This is a genomic window from Pseudomonas amygdali (assembly GCF_002699855.1).
GTDB classification, from domain to species: domain Bacteria; phylum Pseudomonadota; class Gammaproteobacteria; order Pseudomonadales; family Pseudomonadaceae; genus Aquipseudomonas; species Aquipseudomonas amygdali.
The window spans coordinates 1-17,838 of record NZ_LKBW01000014.1 but is presented as its reverse complement, the minus strand read 5'-3'; the positions used below and the strand labels follow the sequence as shown (position 1 = coordinate 17,838).

13 protein-coding genes and 3 pseudogenes are annotated in these 17,838 nt (G+C 57.7%); 11 read left to right on the top strand and 5 right to left on the bottom strand.

Features of this window, described 5'->3' with window-relative positions; translation table 11 throughout:
• Positions 1-41: 41 nt before the first annotated feature.
• Positions 42-779: pseudogene (locus AO277_RS02290) on the bottom strand (iron-containing redox enzyme family protein); the annotation flags it as partial.
• Positions 780-995: 216 nt separating this feature from the next.
• On the opposite strand from AO277_RS02290, the gene cysC reads away from it, so the two are divergent.
• Both cysC and AO277_RS02280 read left to right on the top strand, forming a co-directional pair.
• Positions 996-1,598: an adenylyl-sulfate kinase gene (cysC, locus tag AO277_RS02285; RefSeq protein WP_002555973.1), complete on the top strand. Its 603-nt coding sequence runs from the start codon at positions 996-998 to the stop codon at positions 1,596-1,598.
• Positions 1,599-1,750: 152 nt separating this feature from the next.
• A complete protein-coding gene (locus tag AO277_RS02280) occupies positions 1,751-2,269 on the top strand; it encodes a DUF4142 domain-containing protein (RefSeq protein WP_044319442.1) in 519 nt (172 codons plus the stop codon).
• Between the two features lie 276 nt (positions 2,270-2,545).
• On the opposite strand, the gene AO277_RS02275 is transcribed toward AO277_RS02280, so the two are convergent.
• Together AO277_RS02275 and AO277_RS02270 are read right to left on the bottom strand one after the other, a co-directional pair.
• Entirely contained in the window at positions 2,546-2,737 is a 192-nt protein-coding gene (locus tag AO277_RS02275; protein WP_044319441.1) for a hypothetical protein, read from the bottom strand.
• A 38-nt stretch (positions 2,738-2,775) separates the two neighbouring features.
• Positions 2,776-3,657: a manganese catalase family protein gene (locus AO277_RS02270; RefSeq protein ID WP_002555970.1), complete on the bottom strand. Its 882-nt coding sequence runs from the start codon at positions 3,655-3,657 to the stop codon at positions 2,776-2,778.
• Between the two features lie 425 nt (positions 3,658-4,082).
• Here AO277_RS02270 and AO277_RS02265 point away from each other — a divergent pair, with 425 nt between their 5' ends.
• From AO277_RS02265 to AO277_RS02230, 9 genes and pseudogenes are all read left to right on the top strand, one after another.
• A complete protein-coding gene (locus AO277_RS02265; protein ID WP_002555969.1) occupies positions 4,083-4,307 on the top strand; it encodes a DUF6555 family protein in 225 nt (74 codons plus the stop codon).
• Between the two features lie 320 nt (positions 4,308-4,627).
• A pseudogene (locus AO277_RS29525) lies at positions 4,628-5,899 on the top strand (HAMP domain-containing protein); the annotation flags it as partial.
• Positions 5,900-6,769 (top strand): methyl-accepting chemotaxis protein, encoded by an 870-nt coding sequence (locus AO277_RS29520; protein WP_369812075.1) that lies wholly within the window; start codon positions 5,900-5,902, stop codon positions 6,767-6,769. It begins immediately after the preceding pseudogene.
• A gap of 182 nt (positions 6,770-6,951) precedes the next feature.
• Positions 6,952-7,971: pseudogene (locus AO277_RS29515) on the top strand (methyl-accepting chemotaxis protein); the annotation flags it as partial.
• A gap of 39 nt (positions 7,972-8,010) precedes the next feature.
• Positions 8,011-8,874: a methyl-accepting chemotaxis protein gene (locus tag AO277_RS29510; RefSeq protein WP_371411862.1), complete on the top strand. Its 864-nt coding sequence runs from the start codon at positions 8,011-8,013 to the stop codon at positions 8,872-8,874.
• 487 nt (positions 8,875-9,361) lie between these two features.
• Positions 9,362-11,116, top strand: coding sequence for an ABC transporter permease (locus tag AO277_RS02245; protein ID WP_044319438.1), 1,755 nt, complete (start codon positions 9,362-9,364; stop codon positions 11,114-11,116).
• A 20-nt stretch (positions 11,117-11,136) separates the two neighbouring features.
• Positions 11,137-12,441, top strand: a complete 1,305-nt coding sequence (locus AO277_RS02240) for an ABC transporter ATP-binding protein (RefSeq protein WP_029241027.1) — start codon at positions 11,137-11,139, stop codon at positions 12,439-12,441.
• 49 nt (positions 12,442-12,490) lie between these two features.
• Positions 12,491-13,558: a sensor histidine kinase gene (locus tag AO277_RS02235; protein WP_054070766.1), complete on the top strand. Its 1,068-nt coding sequence runs from the start codon at positions 12,491-12,493 to the stop codon at positions 13,556-13,558.
• Entirely contained in the window at positions 13,558-14,196 is a 639-nt protein-coding gene (locus AO277_RS02230) for a response regulator transcription factor (protein ID WP_004660659.1), read from the top strand. Before AO277_RS02235 ends, AO277_RS02230 begins: the two co-directional genes overlap by 1 nt.
• Positions 14,197-14,265: 69 nt before the next feature.
• On the opposite strand, the gene AO277_RS02225 is transcribed toward AO277_RS02230, so the two are convergent.
• A complete protein-coding gene (locus tag AO277_RS02225; protein WP_044319437.1) occupies positions 14,266-16,179 on the bottom strand; it encodes an acyltransferase family protein in 1,914 nt (637 codons plus the stop codon).
• Positions 16,180-16,255: 76 nt separating this feature from the next.
• The gene (locus tag AO277_RS02220) at positions 16,256-17,539 is read right to left on the bottom strand and encodes a membrane protein (RefSeq protein ID WP_044319436.1); all 1,284 of its coding nucleotides are present in this window, start codon (positions 17,537-17,539) and stop codon (positions 16,256-16,258) included.
• Positions 17,540-17,838 lie beyond the last annotated feature (299 nt).

Sequence of the window (17,838 nt, the reverse complement as noted above, 5' to 3'; positions counted from 1 at the left end):
AATTCTAGGTTGGCGTTAGGGGGTCATTTTTACAGTGGCGGTGACACCTTGCGTGCGTGGCCGGTGCTGGCGTTATCGATCGTCACATGCAGCGTGAAGTAATAAGGGTCGATGCCCAGTTCATTCAGTTCGAACGATGTGATGAGCAAATGCAGCGGCAGCTGTTCATAGCCCAGGTTGTAACCAATCACCTCGGGAAGGTACTGCTCGCTCAGTTGCCCCAGTGACAGCTGAATGGCGCCTTGCAGATAGGCGTCATCTGCCAGTGGGGCGCTGGTGTCGCAGTCCAGGTCGGCCAGCAACTTGCGATAAAGGGAGACATGATTCTGCGCCTGTTCGCCGTCGCCCAGTTCTTCCAGGTAAGTACGAATCAGACCGTGAAAACGGTAGTCTGCCCAATGCGGCAGCAAGCCATACAGCCATGCACCGTCAACCAGCTTGGTCGGCGCGACCTGCTGAATGAAATACATCGCGTGAGCCTTGGTCTTGAAAAATCGCCTGGGCTGCCCGGCGCGACGTTGTTCAAGGTAGAGCGCATAGTGATCCGCTACGGCCCCTACGTTCTGCTCCATCCAGTGTTCCAGCGCTTCAGGCTGAGCCGGAAGGTCGCAGTTTTCCCGCTCGGCCTGGGCCAGGCAGTGATTCAGAAACATGACCGCATCGTGTTGATATTCTGGAGCACGTTCACTCATCCATGATTGATAGACGGTTTTTGAACAGGCTTCTTCAACGACGGTTTTGACGACGGCATTGCCAGTCATCACTTGAAGAGACGTCATGAAAATCGTACCTCGGCAGTTGAAAATCACGATTGACGCGGTCACGCGAGACTTTCTGTTTTCTATGCAGCGTAGATAAGTGAGTATCGTGATACGGGGAAATTCAGCGTATTTTGCCGAGGGCCGATAGGTGGCAGATGTGGTTATTCCATGAGCACGAATGCCTCGCGGAAAAAATGTATTCTCGTTCTGTGTGCACATCAGGAACAGGCGATCATGGACAACTCACATGGCGTACAGAACCTTGTCTGGCAAACCAGCCAAGTGTCCTCGACAGACCGTGAGCAGCATTTGAAGCAAACGCCGAAAACAGTCTGGCTGACCGGATTCAGCGGCTCCGGAAAGTCCACCATAGCGTTTGCACTGGAGCGAGCGTTGATGGATCGTGGCAGGCTTGCGTATACCCTGGATGGCGACAACGTACGTCAGGGTTTGTGCCGGGATCTGGGGTTTGCTGCGGCAGACCGTTCGGAGAACATCAGGCGCATCGCTGAAGTCGCCCGGTTGATGAATGACGCAGGCCTGATCGTTATCTCGTCATTCATTTCGCCCTATGAGGCCGACCGGGAAGCCGCTCGCTCGATCATTGGCCACGAACGCTTCATCGAAGTGTTTATCAGCACACCGCTTGAAACCTGCATTCAGCGTGACCCTAAAGGGCTTTATCGCCGGGCGTTGGCAGGCGAGTTGAAAGATTTTACCGGCATCAGCGCCCCTTACGAACCGCCTGCTGGCGCCGCCCTTTGTCTTGATACCAGTCAATTATCAATGGATGACTGTCTTGAGCGAGTTTTACGACTGCTCAGTCTGAATACATAAGCTGGCTGGCTCACCTGCTGGGTTCAGGATCATCGACATCGGCCTTTTGCTGCAAGCGGTCGGACAGGCTGAACACAGGTTTTGGGCGTGGGTCAAAACGTCTATATCGTCGATAACGATGACGTATTCAGCCCACACAAGGATGATCGAAAATGAACAATTATTTTCGCATGAGCGCCATTGCCATCGTGCTTTCGCTAGGCTCTCAAGTGGCTACCGCTGCGCAGGACGCTGATGACTTTGTAAAAGATGCTTCTGCAGCAGGGATCGCAGAAGTTCTGGTTGGCAAGCTTGTACAGGATGAGAAGGGTGTGTCTGCCGACGTGAAGAAGTTTGCTCAGCAAATGGTCACAGACCACACGGCTGCTAACGATAAGCTGGCAGCGATTGCCAAAAGCAAGAACCTTGAACTGTCCGAAGACCCCATACTGATGGACAAAGCCGAGGCCGCCATTCTGGAAATGCACAAGAAGTCGTTTGATCAAGCGTATGCCAATAATCAGGTCATTGCGCATGAGCAGGCGACCAAACTGTACAAGGAAGAGGCCGATAACGGTGATGACCCCGAGCTCAAGGCGTTTGCCAAAGCCACGTTGCCAACACTTGAGCAGCATCTTGAACATGCGAAAAAACTTGCAGCTGCGCATGGCGACGATGCTGCCAAAAAGTGATGTAACTGTAAAAGCGTGATGGGATATTGCGCATGATGACATCTTCCTGGCGAGAGGTAATGTCATGCGGCTATTGAGACGTCACTGAATGATATGACTTTCGGCGCTGCAAACATCTGAGCGTTCGTGAATGAACAAATCTTCTATGGTCATACGAGTCATGGTTATATCCTTTTCAGTAACCGAGTGACTTATCCACAGGCAAGGCTGGTGTCCAGCCTGCCCGGGGACTCGCCTTATAGAACGTGTGCCATTGATGACCGAATTTGATCAGCGTTATGGCAGGTTGTTATCAAGCAAGGTTCCAACCCCGAAGACCTTCATAGCCATCACCACCTGAAGACCCCGACGTGCGAGCAGCGCCTGAGCCTCGAAAGCACGAAGCCCTTTTACAAACACCGCGTCGGTCAACGCAGTATCCAACTCGCCCTGAGACGGGAGAGATTTACGGGAGCGAAGTTTTTTCATGATTCCGTTCTCCTGAACAAGACAGGCTTAAACCCGTTTCAAACATTTTTGCCCTGTACAAAACCAGAACCCAGATCCGCACCGGTAATTGGGTTGGCAGTCGGATCGGACTGGGTCCGCTCCTTCATCATTTCCAGCACTTCTGCATCCTTGGCATCCAGCGTGACGGAAGCAGTGCCATCGCCGCCATCGACAGCCGGTTGTGGCGATTCCACATACTCCCAGACACCGCCCTGGTTCCACGGACCGCGTACATTGGGTTCACCGGACATGTTGAAGTACTTGTTGGTGAATTCCGGCATGCCTGGCAGCTTGCCCTGCGGGAAGTTGGGCTGGATGGCGTGCAGGGCTTTTTCGAAAGACAACTGATGAGCGATTTCACGTGTCATCAGAAAGCCCAGTGCCTCTTTCACGCCCGGGTCATCTGTCACGTTCATCAAACGCTCGTAAACAATCTTCGCTCTGGATTCCGCAGCGATGTTGGAGCGGAAGTCAGCCGTTGGCTCGCCAATGGTATCGATGTAGGCCGCCGTAAAAGGCACACCGGCAGAGTTGGTCAACGGCGCACCGGCCCCGTACAGCAGGCTGGTGATATGGGAGTCGTTGCCATTGCCGTTGATGGAGCGGTAAAGCTCGCCTTCTTCTTCGATGCCTTCAGCCAATTGACCTTTGGCGCCTTTGTTGAGCATGACAATAATCGAGCCGACTATTTCCAGGTGGCTCAACTCTTCGGTGGCGATGTCCATCAGCAGGTCTTTACGGCCTGGATCCTCCTCGCTCAACCCTTGAGTGAAATAACGTCCAGCTGCTGCCAGCTCGCCTTGGGCACCGCCGAACTGTTCCAGCAGAAGATTGGCCAGTCCAGGGTTTGGTCTAGCTACCCGCACGGTATATTGAAGCCGCTTGTTATGAATAAACATGTCGTGTCCTCAGGCGTGATCTTTTGGGAAGCGTCAACCCACCTGGATGGGTTTTATTCAACGCAGTCACTGGATATGAGAAAGCGGGGATGTAGACGTTGCGTATAACTTTAGTGAACGGGATGGACGGCCTGAAAATCCGGGTTCAATAGAATTTTCTTATTCGCTGAATGTTTGAAAAACAACACACTCTTAGTTCAGAGGCCCCGCAGGTAATGCTCAGAGCGTAAGCCGTCTGTGTTGGCGAAAAATTCAAAAAAGACGGGTTATAAACAAAGTCTATTAGTTGTCATAGCCTTGCGGCCATCCCTATCGGCATGAGTGAGGGTGGCTATGTGATATCGCTTACATGATGGCATTAATATTTTGAATTTTTCGAAAACCCTGCGATCTGTTTTGCGAGTCGACAAAGCAGGAGCACCACAATGGCTGATGAAAAACACTACCGTATCGATTACCTGCTGCATGGCAGTTACAAGACGTTCTATATAAGAGCGGTTGTCATGGACAATAAAGAAGCCTGGCACTGGGCGTCGGTGGATGCAGGATTCGGTGCGATCCCCAAGTACCGTTCCGACCCGGTACCAAAGCTGAGCAAGCCTCAAGCTGAAAAGCTCGGGTTGTCGAACGTGGAGTGGACGAGGGCTTGAAAGGTCCTCGTTCAAAACGCTATGAAGCTCACCGTCGTGCGTCACGATGCCGCACGACGGTGTACGCGCTGAAAAATCTGTGGTCGGCAGATCTGCCGGATGGACACCCGTTTCCCGCCATACTGAGCTGAATTCACCTCATTTGGATCAGCGTTCATCGCAAGCTCCGCACCTCACACCCCGCTTCCGCTCCCCGCCGCAAATCCCCGCAACCTCACGTTCTACGTGGCCCTGCCGATAGCCCGGTATCAGATTATGGCCTCATTGAACTTCCCCGATAGGGCACAGCTCTGAAGTGATGTCACTATGCCTCTATCTGAATGGATGATTCCCTTCGAGGTGGTACCACTGACCTTGCACCTGCCGTGATGCAAAGAAATAAAGGAGCTTTTTCAGCTGGATCGGGCACCCTAATTAAAATAGAGACCACTATGAACATCCTTTCGCCTGGTATTTACCTTACCAATCGCCTGCGCTTCCCTGCCAAGTTTGCCGTTTTAGCCATCATCATCGTCATCCCGCTGATCGTTCTTGGTCTTCGGGTTTTCAACAGTCTGAATGCGAGCATAGACACCGTTGCCCAGGAACGTATCGGTCGTGAATACCTGCATGTCATGACACCCGTTCTGCGACTCTCCATGCTGCAGCGTGCAGCAACCAACCGTTTGCTCGCCGGTGATGCCTCCGCTGCCCAGGATCTGGCCAGCAACCGCACCCAGCTTGAAACAGCGCTTGGTAACCTCGCCGACATGGATGCCCGTCAAGGACGTCTGCTGGAGACCGAGAGTCGCGTGCAGCGTCTTCGCGAAGGTGCGCGTTCCCTGATGGAAAGTCTCAAGCCTGGTCTTTCGCAAGACGAGGTGTTTGCACAGTGGAATGAGCAACTGGCCCAGACACTCAACTTTATCTATTACGTCTCGGCTACCTCGGGCATGGTGCTCGACGAAGATTATGCGTCGCTGTTTCTGATCGACCTGAGCACCATTCGTATGCCCAGAGAAATCAACGTGGCTGGTCAGATCCGGGGTATCACAGCCGGTTTGAGTACCGGTCAGGGGCTAAGCGTACCGATGCGCGGCTCGCTTGAAAGCCTGTTGAAGATCGAACTGCAATTTCGCGCGGAGCTCGAGCAAAGCATTCGACTGCTCAAGCGTCGTGCTCCAGAGCTTGCTGCCCGCATTGGCGACCCTATCGCTTCGGCCACCTCGACGATGGACAGTTTTCGCAACGACCTGCACGCCTACGTCAAAGGTACAGAGTTCTCGGTGCAGCAGGGGCAGGCGCTGAGCGCGCGCGGTAACGCCGTGGTAGCCGGGCTTTATAAGGCCCAGGACGAAATCCAGAGTGCGCTTCAAGGTGAACTGGATACGCGTTACGACGCGCTCTTGCTGCAACGCGAAGTCGTGATTGCCATGTGCGTAATCATGGGCTTGCTGTTGCTCTATGCGTTCTTCAGCATCTACCGTGCCCTGCGCCTGACCATTGATGGTCTGCTGGGCGTCACCCGTCGCCTGGCCGACGGTGATCTGAGTGCCCGTGTACAGTTGAGCAGCAAGGACGAAGTGGCTGACATCGCCAACGGTCTGAACCTGATGGCCGAAGCATTCGCCAGCTCCATTTCGCACATGGACCGCACGTCATACGAACTGTCTGATGTGGCTGCCCGACTGGGCACCTCCATCGGTCTGGCCAAGCAGTCGATGAACGCGCAACAGGCTGAAACCGAGCAAGTGGCGACGGCCATCAACGAAATGACCACAAGCGTGGCCGACGTAGCGCAGAACACCGAAGGTGCTGCGCTGGCTGCTGATGAAGCGAACACCGCCTCGCGTAACGGGCTGCGCATCATGCATCAGGCCCACTCGACCATTCAGGCTCTGGCTGAAGAAGTGGAAGTCAGCGCCCAGAAAGTCCAGGCGCTGGCCCTGCACAGTCAGTCTATTGGTGGGGTTATTCAGGTCATCAGTACGATTGCCGATCAGACCAACTTGCTGGCCCTGAATGCTGCCATCGAAGCGGCCCGGGCTGGCGAGCAAGGCCGTGGGTTTGCTGTGGTGGCTGATGAAGTCCGCACACTGGCTTCGCGAACTCAGGCGTCGACCGAAGAAATCCGCAACATCATCCAGCAACTGCAAAGTGCCACCGATGTTGCCGTGCAGCAGATGCAGGCCGGCCAGCTAAAGGCTCAAGCGTGCATCAGTGCCGCCAGCGATGCTTCTGGCAGCCTGTCGAGCATCAGCCAGGGCGTCGAGCGTATCGTCGAGATGAACACTCAGATCGCCAGCGCCGCGGTGCAGCAGCATGCGGTTTCCGAAGACATCAACCGTAATGTCATGGAGATCCGCAACAGCTCCGGGACCTTGATGCTGGGTATCGACAACAATGCGGTCACTGCCGAAGAACTGGCGCGAGTTGCCACTGACATGCGCAATGTCGTGGCGCGTTTCAAGCTGACTGCCTGACCGGATCGGGGGCTTGCAGCCCCCCGATTCTCCTCTCGAATCGGCGTTCGAACGCTGATTGCCTTTTTTTTGATCAAGTTTTGCTCTTCTGCAGCCGATAGCTCTGGCGCGCGGGTTTGCTGTCCATAAAAACAAATCTTCAGCTCTTTCGTCGCGCACAAAAAGCATTTTCAGGAGATTTTATGAACAGCAGCTTTGCGAATATCAGCGTCAACATGAAGTTGGCATTGGGCTTTGGGACGGTTCTTTTTTTCACTGCCATTCTCGCCCTGGTTGGCTGGACCAGCCTCGATAAACTCATCAATCGCACCGACAGAATCGGCGACATCACTGAGTTGAGTGACAACTTGACCAATCTGCGGGTCGCGCGCCTGCAATATATGCTGACTGACGGCGATGAAACCGCCGCACAAAACATGCAGAGCAAGCTGGATGTCTTCAAGGCGCAGCAGCAATCACTGCTCATCAGCTTCAACAACCCGCTCAACCTCAAGCCTCTGCGCGAACTGGCCGATGTCACCCGTGACTATGAAGCCTCGTTGAACAGCATGCGCGCTGCGTTTCAGGCTGGCGCCAAAGTGCGTAACGAGATGACCGCCAATGTCATGGTTGCCATGCGGGCTGTCGACTCGTTGAACGATGCCGTCACGCAGATCGATCCTGCGGACCCGGCGCGTTTTGATCAGGCCCAACTGGCGACTGCCGCCAGGCAAGACCTGATTCTGGTTCGCTATGAAGTACGTGGTTATACCAGCAACCCCAATGACAAGACCGAGACAGCAGCTTTTCAGCAACTGGATACGGCGATCAGTCATCTGGACAGGCTCAAAACCACTTTTGGCGCTGCCAACCGCGAACAGATTGCCCAGTTTGAAAGCGCTCTTCGTAGCTACCGCAGCTCGGTCGACGCTTTCAAGGCCACTACTCAGACTGCTGCGAGCGTGCGTAAGGACCTGACTTCCCAAGGGGCTGCCATCGTCAAACTGGGCGAAGAGCTGTATGGCATTCAGATGCAGATGGGCAAGGATGACACTGCTCAGGCGCGTAACCTGCAGATCGGTTGCGTGCTGTTGGTCATGTTGCTGGGCATTCTTGCGGCCATCGTCATTACCCGGCAGATCACCCGGCCGCTGCGCGACACGCTGGCGATTGTCGAGCGCATCGCTGCTGGCGACCTGACTCATACCGAAGCCGTCACCCGACGTGACGAACTGGGCGTGTTGCAGCAGGGCATCCAGCGCATGGGCACCACCCTGCGCGAGCTGATTTCCGGTATTCGTGACGGCGTCACGCAGATTGCCAGCGCTGCCGAAGAGCTGTCGGCGGTTACCGAGCAGACCAGCGCCGGGGTCAACAGCCAGAAGGTCGAGACCGATCAGGTGGCGACCGCGATGCATGAAATGTCGGCCACCGTGCACGAAGTGGCACGCAATGCCGAGCAGGCGTCCGTCGCTGCCTCCGATGCCGACAAGCAGGCCCGTGAGGGTGACAAGGTCGTCGGCGAAGCCATCCAGCAGATCGAGCGACTGGCCGCCGAGGTGGTTCGCTCATCCGATGCAATGAACGTGCTGGAGCAGGAAAGCGACAAGATCGGCAAGGTTATGGATGTAATCAAGGCGGTTGCCGAGCAGACCAACCTGCTGGCACTCAACGCAGCCATTGAGGCCGCGCGTGCCGGGGAAGCCGGTCGCGGTTTTGCCGTGGTGGCCGACGAGGTCCGCGGCCTGGCGCAACGGACCCAGCAGTCCACCGAGGAGATCGAGGGCCTGGTGGCTGCATTGCAGAATGGCACGCGTCAGGTGTCGGGCATCATGCTTGGCAGCCGCACACTGACTGACAGCAGTGTCGAGTTGACGCGCAGGGCCGGTACGTCACTGGAAAGCATCACCCGGACCGTGTCGAATATTCAGGCGATGAACCAGCAGATCGCAGCCGCCGCCGAGCAACAAAGCTCGGTGGCCGACGAAATCAGCCGCAGCATCGTCAACGTTCGCGACGTATCGGAGCAGACCGCCGAAGCCAGCGAAGAAACCTCAGCCTCCAGCGTCGAACTGGCGCGTCTGGGAGGCCAGTTGCAAACGATGGTCAGCCACTTCCGCGTCTGAACCAGCGCACTGTTGTGCCCGTGCGGCGCGGGGCGCGTGAGGTGTTCTTTCGGATACCTATCGTTCCCTGCGCTCCAGCTAAGAAGTCANAAGAGGACGCAGAGCGTCCAGAACGGCATGCGACGCAGAGCGTCGCACGATAGCTTGCGTTCTCACAGACACCTATCGTTCCTCACGCTCCAGCGTAGGAATGCCTTGGGTGACGCTCTGCGTCACAACTCTGCGCCGCGCCGACTGTTCACGATCGGGCGCAGAACATTCAGAACGGCATACCCGTTAGTCCTGCAAATATACGTTGGTATATATAACTCATACTCACAGATAAACATGACCTACTTTTGCAGGTTTTAACAGTTGTTCAAAACTCGATAAGCTTTACTCACTGTCCGGCAACTATTAACTCACGGCCTTTTTCTGTTATCGCCGACCGCCTGTTTGTTTATCACGCTGGCGGGTACGCGCCTGCACAGCCGATTCGAGGTGAACAATGCATTCGATATTTGAATTCGGTAAAAGCCTGCGCACGCCCCGTTTTGTAAAACCCGGTGCGCGCACTCCTTATTGGGCCGATGGTATTTGCCTGGTCGTTATTGCCGTGTTTATTGCGCTGGTGCTGTATGGCGTGGGCCAGATGATGCAGCCACTTGCCGCGCTGAACTCAAGCCCGATGAGCCTCGACCCTGCGCGCCTGCCCGAATATGCATTACGTACCACGCTGCGCATGTTCATCGCGCTGGCCGCTTCGCTGGTTTTCACGTTTGTCGTGGCCACGCTGGCGGCCAAAAGCCGTAAGGCCGAGCAGGTGATTATCCCGGCGCTGGATATTCTTCAGTCGGTTCCGGTACTGGGGTTTCTGACGTTCACAGTGACCTTTTTCATGGGGCTGTTCCCCGGTCGGCAAATGGGTGTCGAATGCGCAGCGATTTTTGCCATTTTCACCAGCCAGGCATGGAATCTCGCATTCAGTTTCTATCAGTCACTGCGTACCGTGCCGAGCGACCTGAATGAAGTCACCCGGCAGTTCGGACTGTCTCCACTGCTGCGTTTTACCCGTCTGGAGCTGCCGTTCGCCGTACCGGGCCTGGTGTGGAACATGATGATGTCGATGTCCGGCGGCTGGTTTTTTGTGGTCGCTTGCGAAGCCATTTCGGTCGGTGACACCACGGTCAATTTGCCCGGCATCGGCTCGTGGCTGGCGCTGGCCATCGAGCAGAAAAACCTTGCTGCGATTGCCTGGGCGGTGGGCGCAATGGCGCTGGTGATCCTGGCCTATGACCAATTGTTGTTCAGGCCGATCGTGGCATGGGCGGACAAGTTTCGCTTCGAGCAAACCGCGTCGTCAAAGCGTCCGCGCTCCTGGATGTACAGCCTGCTGGGTCGCTCGCGGGTGGCTCCGATGCTGGGCTCGATCCTCGCTGCGCCGTGCAAATGCCTGATGCTGATCGACTGGCGCGTGGTATCCCGGCTGTGGAACGTAAAGCTCACGCCTGGCGTTGTCCGGTTGCTCGACTATCTGTGGCTGGCCCTGGTGATGGCCGCTTGCCTGACCGGCAGTGTTTACCTGTTCAGGTTCATCGAGACGTCGCTGGGCATGAGCGACCTGGTCACCGCGTTTGGACTGGGACTGGCAACAATGGTGCGGGTGATCGTCCTGATCGTCATTGCCAGCCTGATCTGGGTGCCTGTTGGTGTATGGATCGGCTTGCGTCCGGTCTGGGCTGAACGCTTGCAGCCGATAGCGCAGTTCATGGCGGCTTTTCCAGCCAACGTACTGTTCCCTTTTGCAGTGATTGCGATTGTCGGCCTGCACCTGAACCCGGACATCTGGCTTTCGCCGCTGATGGTGCTCGGCACCCAGTGGTACATCCTGTTCAACGTGATCGCAGGGGCCAGCGCCTTGCCGACTGACCTGCGCGAAGCGGCCACGATATTCAACATGCGCGGCTGGCAGTGGTGGCGGCGTGTGGCCTTGCCGGGGGTGTTCCCCTACTACGTCACCGGGGCGCTGACCGCATCGGGTGGGTCATGGAACGCCAGCATCGTCGCTGAAGCGGTGTCCTGGGGTGATCAGCATCTGGAAGCGGCAGGGCTGGGTTCTTACATCGCCAACGCGACTCAGGCGGGAGACTTTCCACGCGTTGCGTTGGGCATTGTTGTCATGTCGATCTTCGTCATCGCGTTCAACCGGTTGCTGTGGCGTCCGCTGTACGGGTTTGCCGAGCGGCGTCTGAGTCTTGTGTGATTTTGATTGAGGAGGGCGCCATCATGATGGCTGTCGAAACGCGTTGCCTGGTAGATGTTCAGAAAGTCCGACATGTGTACGGCAAAGGCAGCAAAGAGCGCCTGGTGCTGGATGACGTGACACTGACGCTCAATGAGAACGAAATTGTGGGCTTGCTGGGTCGCTCCGGCTCGGGCAAGTCCACCCTGCTGCGCTCCATCGCGGGGTTGGTGGTGCCCACGGAAGGCGAAGTGAATTTTCCTCGCCGCGTGCAGGGGCGGGCGATGTCGGTAGGCATGGTTTTTCAGAGCTTTGCCCTGTTCCCGTGGCTGACGGTGCTGGAAAACGTCGAAGTCGGGCTTGAAGCGCAACGTGTGCCACCTGCCGTGCGTCGCAAGCGCGCGTTGGCGGCCATCGACCTGATCGGTCTGGACGGCTTTGAGAGTGCTTACCCCAAAGAGCTTTCAGGCGGCATGCGCCAGCGCGTGGGCATGGCACGTGCGCTGGTCATCGACCCTGATGTACTGCTGATGGACGAGCCGTTTTCCGCGCTCGATGTGCTGACGGCCGAAACCCTGCGCACCGACTTGCTGGATATGTGGAGCGAAGGGCGCATGCCCATCAAGTCGATCCTGATGGTGACGCACAACATTGCCGAAGCCGTGCTGATGTGCGATCGCATTCTGCTGTTCTCCTCCAATCCGGGTCGGGTGATCAGCGAGATCAAGGTCGATCTGCCTCAGCCGCGCAACCGCCAGGACCCGATCTTCCGGGCGCTGGTGGAGGAGATCTACGTGCTGATGACCCAGGACAACGATGCAGGCGAAATACGTCAGGGCGTGTTTCCAGGCACCGGGCTGGGCATGGTCTTGCCGCAGGTGTCCACCAATGCGCTGGCAGGACTGATCGAAGCCATTCATGCGCCGCCCTACAGCCTCAAAGCGGACCTGCCGGAACTGGCCAGCGCGCTGCACTACAACGCCGACGAGCTGTTCCCGATTGCCGAGGTCCTGCAACTGCTGCGTTTTGCAGAGCTCAAGGGCGGTGATATTCGCTTGTTGCCTGCCGCAAATCGCTATGCGCTGGCGGATGTGGACGAACGCAAGCAACTGTTTGCCCAGCACCTGCTGAGCTTCGTGCCGCTGGTCGCGCACATTCGGCGAGTGCTGGATGATCGCCCCACGCACACGGCACCGGCGCGGCGTTTTCGCGATCAACTGGAAGACTTCATGTCGGAAAGCGATGCCATGCAGACCCTGAATGTCGTTACGCAATGGGGGCGTTACGCCGAGCTGTTCGCTTATGATGAGCTGGCCGATCAGTTCAGTCTGGATAACCCGTCCTGAGGTTTGTACGACATACTCGGCAGGCCTTTTGAAGAGCGAGATGGTGCAGATGCACGAGCCAGAATCCTGTAGCAGGACCGCAATGGTCGTCAGGTGGGTCGCTTTGCTGGCGCTGGCGCTGGTCATCGCGATTGCCGATACCCTGACCGATCTGGAGATCGCCGTGGGGGTGTTCCAGATCGCGGTGGTGTTGCTGGCGGTCAGGCTTTTGCCGGTCAGGGGCGTTATTGTCATGGCGGCGGTGTGCATGCTGCTGACGGTGGTCAGTTACGAAATGACCACCTCCAGAGGCAGCGAGGCGTCCGGGCTGATCAACTGCGTCATCAGCCTGGCCGCCATCGCCATGACCACCTGGCTGGCGCTGCGTATGGCGCGGGCCATCCGCACGGTTCATGAAGCGCGCTCGCAGCTGGCGCACATCGCACGGGTCAATCAGTTGGGTGAGCTTGCTGCGTCCATTGCCCATGAGGTGAATCAGCCGCTGTCGGCGATTGTCATCAGCGGTAACGCCTGTCAGCGCTGGCTGGCCACCGAGCCGGTCAATCTGGAAAAGGCCCGTCAGGCAGTCGAGCGCATGATCGGTGATGCCAATCGCGCCGGGGACATCATTGTGCGCGTGCGCGCCCTGGCGAAGCGCTCGTCGACGCACAAAGAGTGGATCAGTGTGGCGGACACGGTGGCCGAGATTGTCGCGCTTGCGCACAGCGAGATAGACGGGCAGGGCGTCACACTGTCGGTTGACGTGCCGGAGGGAATGCCACCGCTGCTGGCTGACCGGGTGCAGATCCAGCAAGTGCTGCTGAACCTGATGCTCAACGGCATGGACGCGATGAGGAAAGTCGAACCGGAACAGGCGCAACTGGACGTGCGGGCCGAGTGGCGCGGAGGAGGGGAAATCGAGTTCACTGTCAGCGACAGCGGTGTAGGGATTCAGCCGGAAGCAGCCGACCGGCTTTTCGACGCTTTCTACACCACCAAAGAGGAAGGCATGGGGATTGGACTGGCGATCAGTCGGTCTATCATCGAAGCCCATGGCGGGCGAATCTGGGTGACGCCCAACCCCTCAATCGGGGCCACGTTTCATTTCACGCTGCCCACTGGAAAAATGGAAACCTGATGAACACAGCCGCCACTGCACCGCAGGCCGAAGAGCCGGTCATCTTTGTCATCGATGACGACCTCTCGGTGCGTTCTTCGCTGGAAGACCTGCTGGCGTCAGTCGGCTTGCGCAGCATGTTGTTCGGCTCGACCCGCGAGTTCATGGACACCCCTCGTCCTGATGCGCCGGGCTGCCTGATTCTGGACATTCGCATGCCCGGCATGAGTGGCCTGGATTTTCAGGAGCACATGGCCAGGTCGGGGATTTTTCTGCCGGTCATTTTCATCACCGGGCATGGCGACATCCCTATGTCCGTAAGGGCGATGAAGGCCGGTGCGGTGGAGTTTCTGACCAAACCCTTCCGTGACCAGGACTTGCTGGACGCGCTCCAACAAGGTCTTGAGCGAGACCGCAGCCGTCGCCGCAACTCAGCCGTGGAAGCCGAGTTGCAGCGCCGTCACGCCAGCCTGAATCATGGCGAACAGCAGGTGATGGAACTGGTCGTCAGTGGCTTGCTCAACAAACAGATTGCAGCCCGCCTGAACGTGAGTGAAATCACCGTCAAGGTCCGGCGTGGCTCGGTCATGCGCAAGATGGAAGCCGACTCGCTGGCTGACCTGGTCAAGTTTGCCGAGCGGCTCAAAGAGCTCCGTTGATTAACCCACGCCCGCACACCTATCGTTCCTTGCGCTCCAGCGTGTGACCGCCTTGCGTGAGGCTCCGCGTCACAACTCTGCGCCGCGCTGCGTGCTCGACTCATTCACCAGTTGTGGCAATACGTAGTTGCGCACCACGTACAACGAACCCTCTGCGCTCAAGTGTCCCGAGTCGATCTGCAGCAATGAGCGGCTGTTTTCCAGGCGTACCCGGCAGGCATCGGCGATGCACAGCTTGTCGATCAGCGACACAAACTGGATGCCCGCCGATACAGCCAGCGCGCGGGTTGCCTGATCCACCCGCATGACGCTTTGATCCAGCGCCGGATCGCGGATATACGACTCGCTCAGCCCCCAATGACGGTTGACGATGACACTGGGCAGCGATGGGCTCCACGACGGCATCGGACCGATCAGCACGATATGTTTCACGCCAAAGCCCTTGAGGCGGGTCGCAATCCGCTTCCAGTCGGTCTTGTCGTGGCCATCCTTCTGCGCGATGACCACGATGTCCGGACGCAGCCTCTCGATGCTCTGCAGGGCAGTCCTGTTGGAGTAGTCGCAGGCCTTGCTGGTCGCTGACGCGCGTCCCTCGTGATCATTCAGGTCGGGAACGCAACTGGCCGAGGCCACCTGATAGAAGGGGGTCGTGCGTGTCAGCAAGGTACGCAGCCCGAGTGACAGCGCCTGGGCGTGAGAATCGCCCCACAAGAACACTCCGCCCGGTCCCTGTTTGCGCGTGCAGGTCTCGTCGATGCCCGACTGGCCACGCTGGGTCAGGGCGGAAAAGGCGTCACATTTCAGCCAGTAGGGCTCGTACAGGTTGTGCTGTCGATCGACGTATTCCTGGATGAAATGCGCCTTGTCCGAAACACTGATCGGGCGAAGTGGCGATACCGCGCCTCGCGTCGCACCCACCAGCGCCCCCGCCACGAAGACCAGAGCGACCAGTGCGGCGGGCACGGCAAATTTCCGGCGCTGGTCAGGTTGATGTGGGCTGGCGGGCCGCTCGATCAACCGCCATGAGATCAGCCCCAGTGTCAGGGCCACACCAATGCCCAATAGCACCGTGCGGGTGTCGCCCAGCAAACCGGTGTAGTTCATCCACACCACCACCGGCCAGTGCCACAGGTACAACGAGTACGACAGTTTGCCTGCCCATTGAAACAGCGGGTTGCAGGTCAGCAGCGAATCATTGCGGGCCGCCGCGATCACCGCGAAAGTCCCCAGCACTGGCATCAGCACCAGATACCCTGGCCACGTGTCCTGCACGGACAGCAGACAGAAACCGGCAACGATCAGCGCCAGTCCGACCTGTTCCAGAACTCGCTGCTGTAGGGGTCTGAGTTGCAGCGGGAACAGGCAGGCCACGCCACCCGCGAGCAACTCCCAGGCACGGGTCGGCAGCAGGTAAAACGCAGCTTCCGGCCATCGGGACGAGGCAAACACACACACCACAAAGCCCGTCAGACTTGCGCCCAGCACCCACCAGCGCAGATTGTGCAGCGCGACAAAGCGACTGAGGAGCAACAGTGCAATCGGGTACAGCAGGTAAAACTGCCACTCCACCGACAGCGACCAGGTGTGCAGCAGCCATTTCTCATGAGCACTGGCGGTGAAATAACCGGCCTCGCGCCAATAGACAATGTTGGAAACGAATCCCAGGCTGCTGGCCACATGAGTGCCCAACGCGCTGTAGTCCAGCGGCAGCAAAGAGAACCAGCCCAGCAGCAGCAAGGCAAGACACAGCACCGCGAGGGCCGGGACGATACGTCTGGCCCGCGACGTGTAGAACGTTGCCAGCCTGAATTTGCCGCTCCTCAAGCCGCGTAGGATGATCCCGGTAATCAGATACCCCGATATCACGAAAAACACGTCCACCCCGGCGAAACCGCCAGGCATCCAGGCGGGCTGAAAGTGAAAGAGCAGCACCGCAGCCACCGCGATGGCGCGCAGCCCATTGATGTCTTTTCTGAAGTCCATTTGAGAAAGCCATCCGGTGGATGATCGTGAGGGAAAGTGGCACTTTAGAGCGGCCGGGAAATTATCTGGCGGTCCGTCAGCGGTCAGTGGCGGGCAGCCTGAGCGCATGGCTTGCAGCGGATTGTCTGCTGGCAATCACATGACCAATGGCCACGCCTATAAACAGATTGGCGACAGCGACCTCGAACATGTCGGTGGTCCAGCTGATCAGGCACCAGCAGAAGCTGATCGCCAGCAGCATGTGGCCGATGCGGGTCTGATCATCGATCAGTCGGAACAACAGAGGAATCTGTAGCGCATACAGCAACAGCCCCAGCACGCCCAGCATCGCCCACAGATACAGGGCCGAGCTGTCCATGCCGAGAAATACGCCGGCACCTTCGACCGGAAACAGCCCCATTGTGCTGCCGACCATGCCGAAGCCCGCGCCGCTGATCATCCAGCCTTCGCGGCTCATGGCATTTATCAGGTTGGGCCAGGTATTGATCATCCGGTCATACAGCGAGGCCAGAGAGCCGCCGCTACTCACCGCATAGGCATCGGGGCTCACAATCAGCCCCAGAGTCGGTAGCAGCAGGCCGATGCCTACCACCACGATGCAAAGCGTTCGGCAGGTCCAGCTCATTCGCCGCAGCAACAGCAGAATGAGGGTCAGGGCGAATGCCGCGGCTGGCGCTTTGCTGGTGGTCAGCACGATGGCGTAAAGCGCCACGGCACTGAGCAGCATCATCATCAGGCGTGAGCGCACGAAAATGATCAGGTACAGCGTGTAGAAGGCGATCATGATCGACAGCACGTTGGACACTCTGGCGAAACCGGCAATGCGGTCTACCTCGTCCGCGCTCCATGTGGTGTTGGCGCTCAGTTCGGTTTCACCGACGCTGTAGCTGTAGCCCTTCCAGGGCACCGAGGTGTACTTGTCCAGAGCAATGCCCAGCAGTGAGGCCAGCAGGCAAAAGCCGATGGCGCGGTACAACAGCGTGCGGCGGTAGAGCAGGTGCTTGCTGCACACCAGGCCGAACACCAGCGGGCTCAGGGCGAACAGACTGAACGCCAGGTTGTGGACGCTGGCGCGATGCAGCATGGCCAGCAGCCCGGAAATCAGCCACACCACCATGAACGCCCAGAACAACCGTCCCGCTTTGAAGGTGCACAGCTCAAGCACAAACAACAGGATGCAGGCAGCTTTGGGCATGTAGAGCAGGGGGCTGATGCCTGCCTGATCGAAGTAGAAGCGCAAGGCTCCGGAGAAGGTCTCGACCAGAATCAGGCTGATGGCGACCCACACCACCACCGTGGATTTATCAAAGGACATCACCGACGACCTGGTGTCGGCGCTGTTCGCAGTAGTCAACGCCATGCTGGCTGCCTTCTGGATATGCGTCAGGGGAATTGCGCGGACAAAGCTACCGCCCGACGATCACGGGCATGTGTCGACACAGGAAGGCTCTGGGAGATGAAAGGTCTGGAGCGAACGCTCGCAACGGCGTGACAACACGTATATCAGTCGCAGTTCGGGCAACTGTCAATTAATTAGTCAGGATTAAGGGCTATGCGCTGCACTTTGTGCCAAGGATTGGACGCGGAGCGTCCAGAATGGTATGCCCCCCGAAGGTTGGACAATTATCCACTTACGCTGCCTTGGCGGCCTGCATCCTG

Bases quoted from the DNA above. Each gene is read 5' to 3' on its own strand.
- AO277_RS02270 (WP_002555970.1), bottom strand. From the start codon at position 3,657: ATGTTTATTCATAACAAGCGGCTTCAATATACCGTGCGGGTAGCTAGA.
- AO277_RS02225 (WP_044319437.1), bottom strand. From the start codon at position 16,179: ATGGACTTCAGAAAAGACATCAATGGGCTGCGCGCCATCGCGGTGGCT.
- AO277_RS02220 (WP_044319436.1), bottom strand. From the start codon at position 17,539: ATGGCGTTGACTACTGCGAACAGCGCCGACACCAGGTCGTCGGTGATG.
- AO277_RS02275 (WP_044319441.1), bottom strand. From the start codon at position 2,737: ATGAAAAAACTTCGCTCCCGTAAATCTCTCCCGTCTCAGGGCGAGTTG.
- AO277_RS02280 (WP_044319442.1), top strand. From the start codon at position 1,751: ATGAACAATTATTTTCGCATGAGCGCCATTGCCATCGTGCTTTCGCTA.
- AO277_RS29510 (WP_371411862.1), top strand. From the start codon at position 8,011: ATGGGCACCACCCTGCGCGAGCTGATTTCCGGTATTCGTGACGGCGTC.
- AO277_RS02235 (WP_054070766.1), top strand. From the start codon at position 12,491: ATGCACGAGCCAGAATCCTGTAGCAGGACCGCAATGGTCGTCAGGTGG.
- AO277_RS02265 (WP_002555969.1), top strand. From the start codon at position 4,083: ATGGCTGATGAAAAACACTACCGTATCGATTACCTGCTGCATGGCAGT.
- AO277_RS29520 (WP_369812075.1), top strand. From the start codon at position 5,900: ATGGCCGAAGCATTCGCCAGCTCCATTTCGCACATGGACCGCACGTCA.
- AO277_RS02245 (WP_044319438.1), top strand. From the start codon at position 9,362: ATGCATTCGATATTTGAATTCGGTAAAAGCCTGCGCACGCCCCGTTTT.
- cysC (WP_002555973.1), top strand. From the start codon at position 996: ATGGACAACTCACATGGCGTACAGAACCTTGTCTGGCAAACCAGCCAA.
- AO277_RS02230 (WP_004660659.1), top strand. From the start codon at position 13,558: ATGAACACAGCCGCCACTGCACCGCAGGCCGAAGAGCCGGTCATCTTT.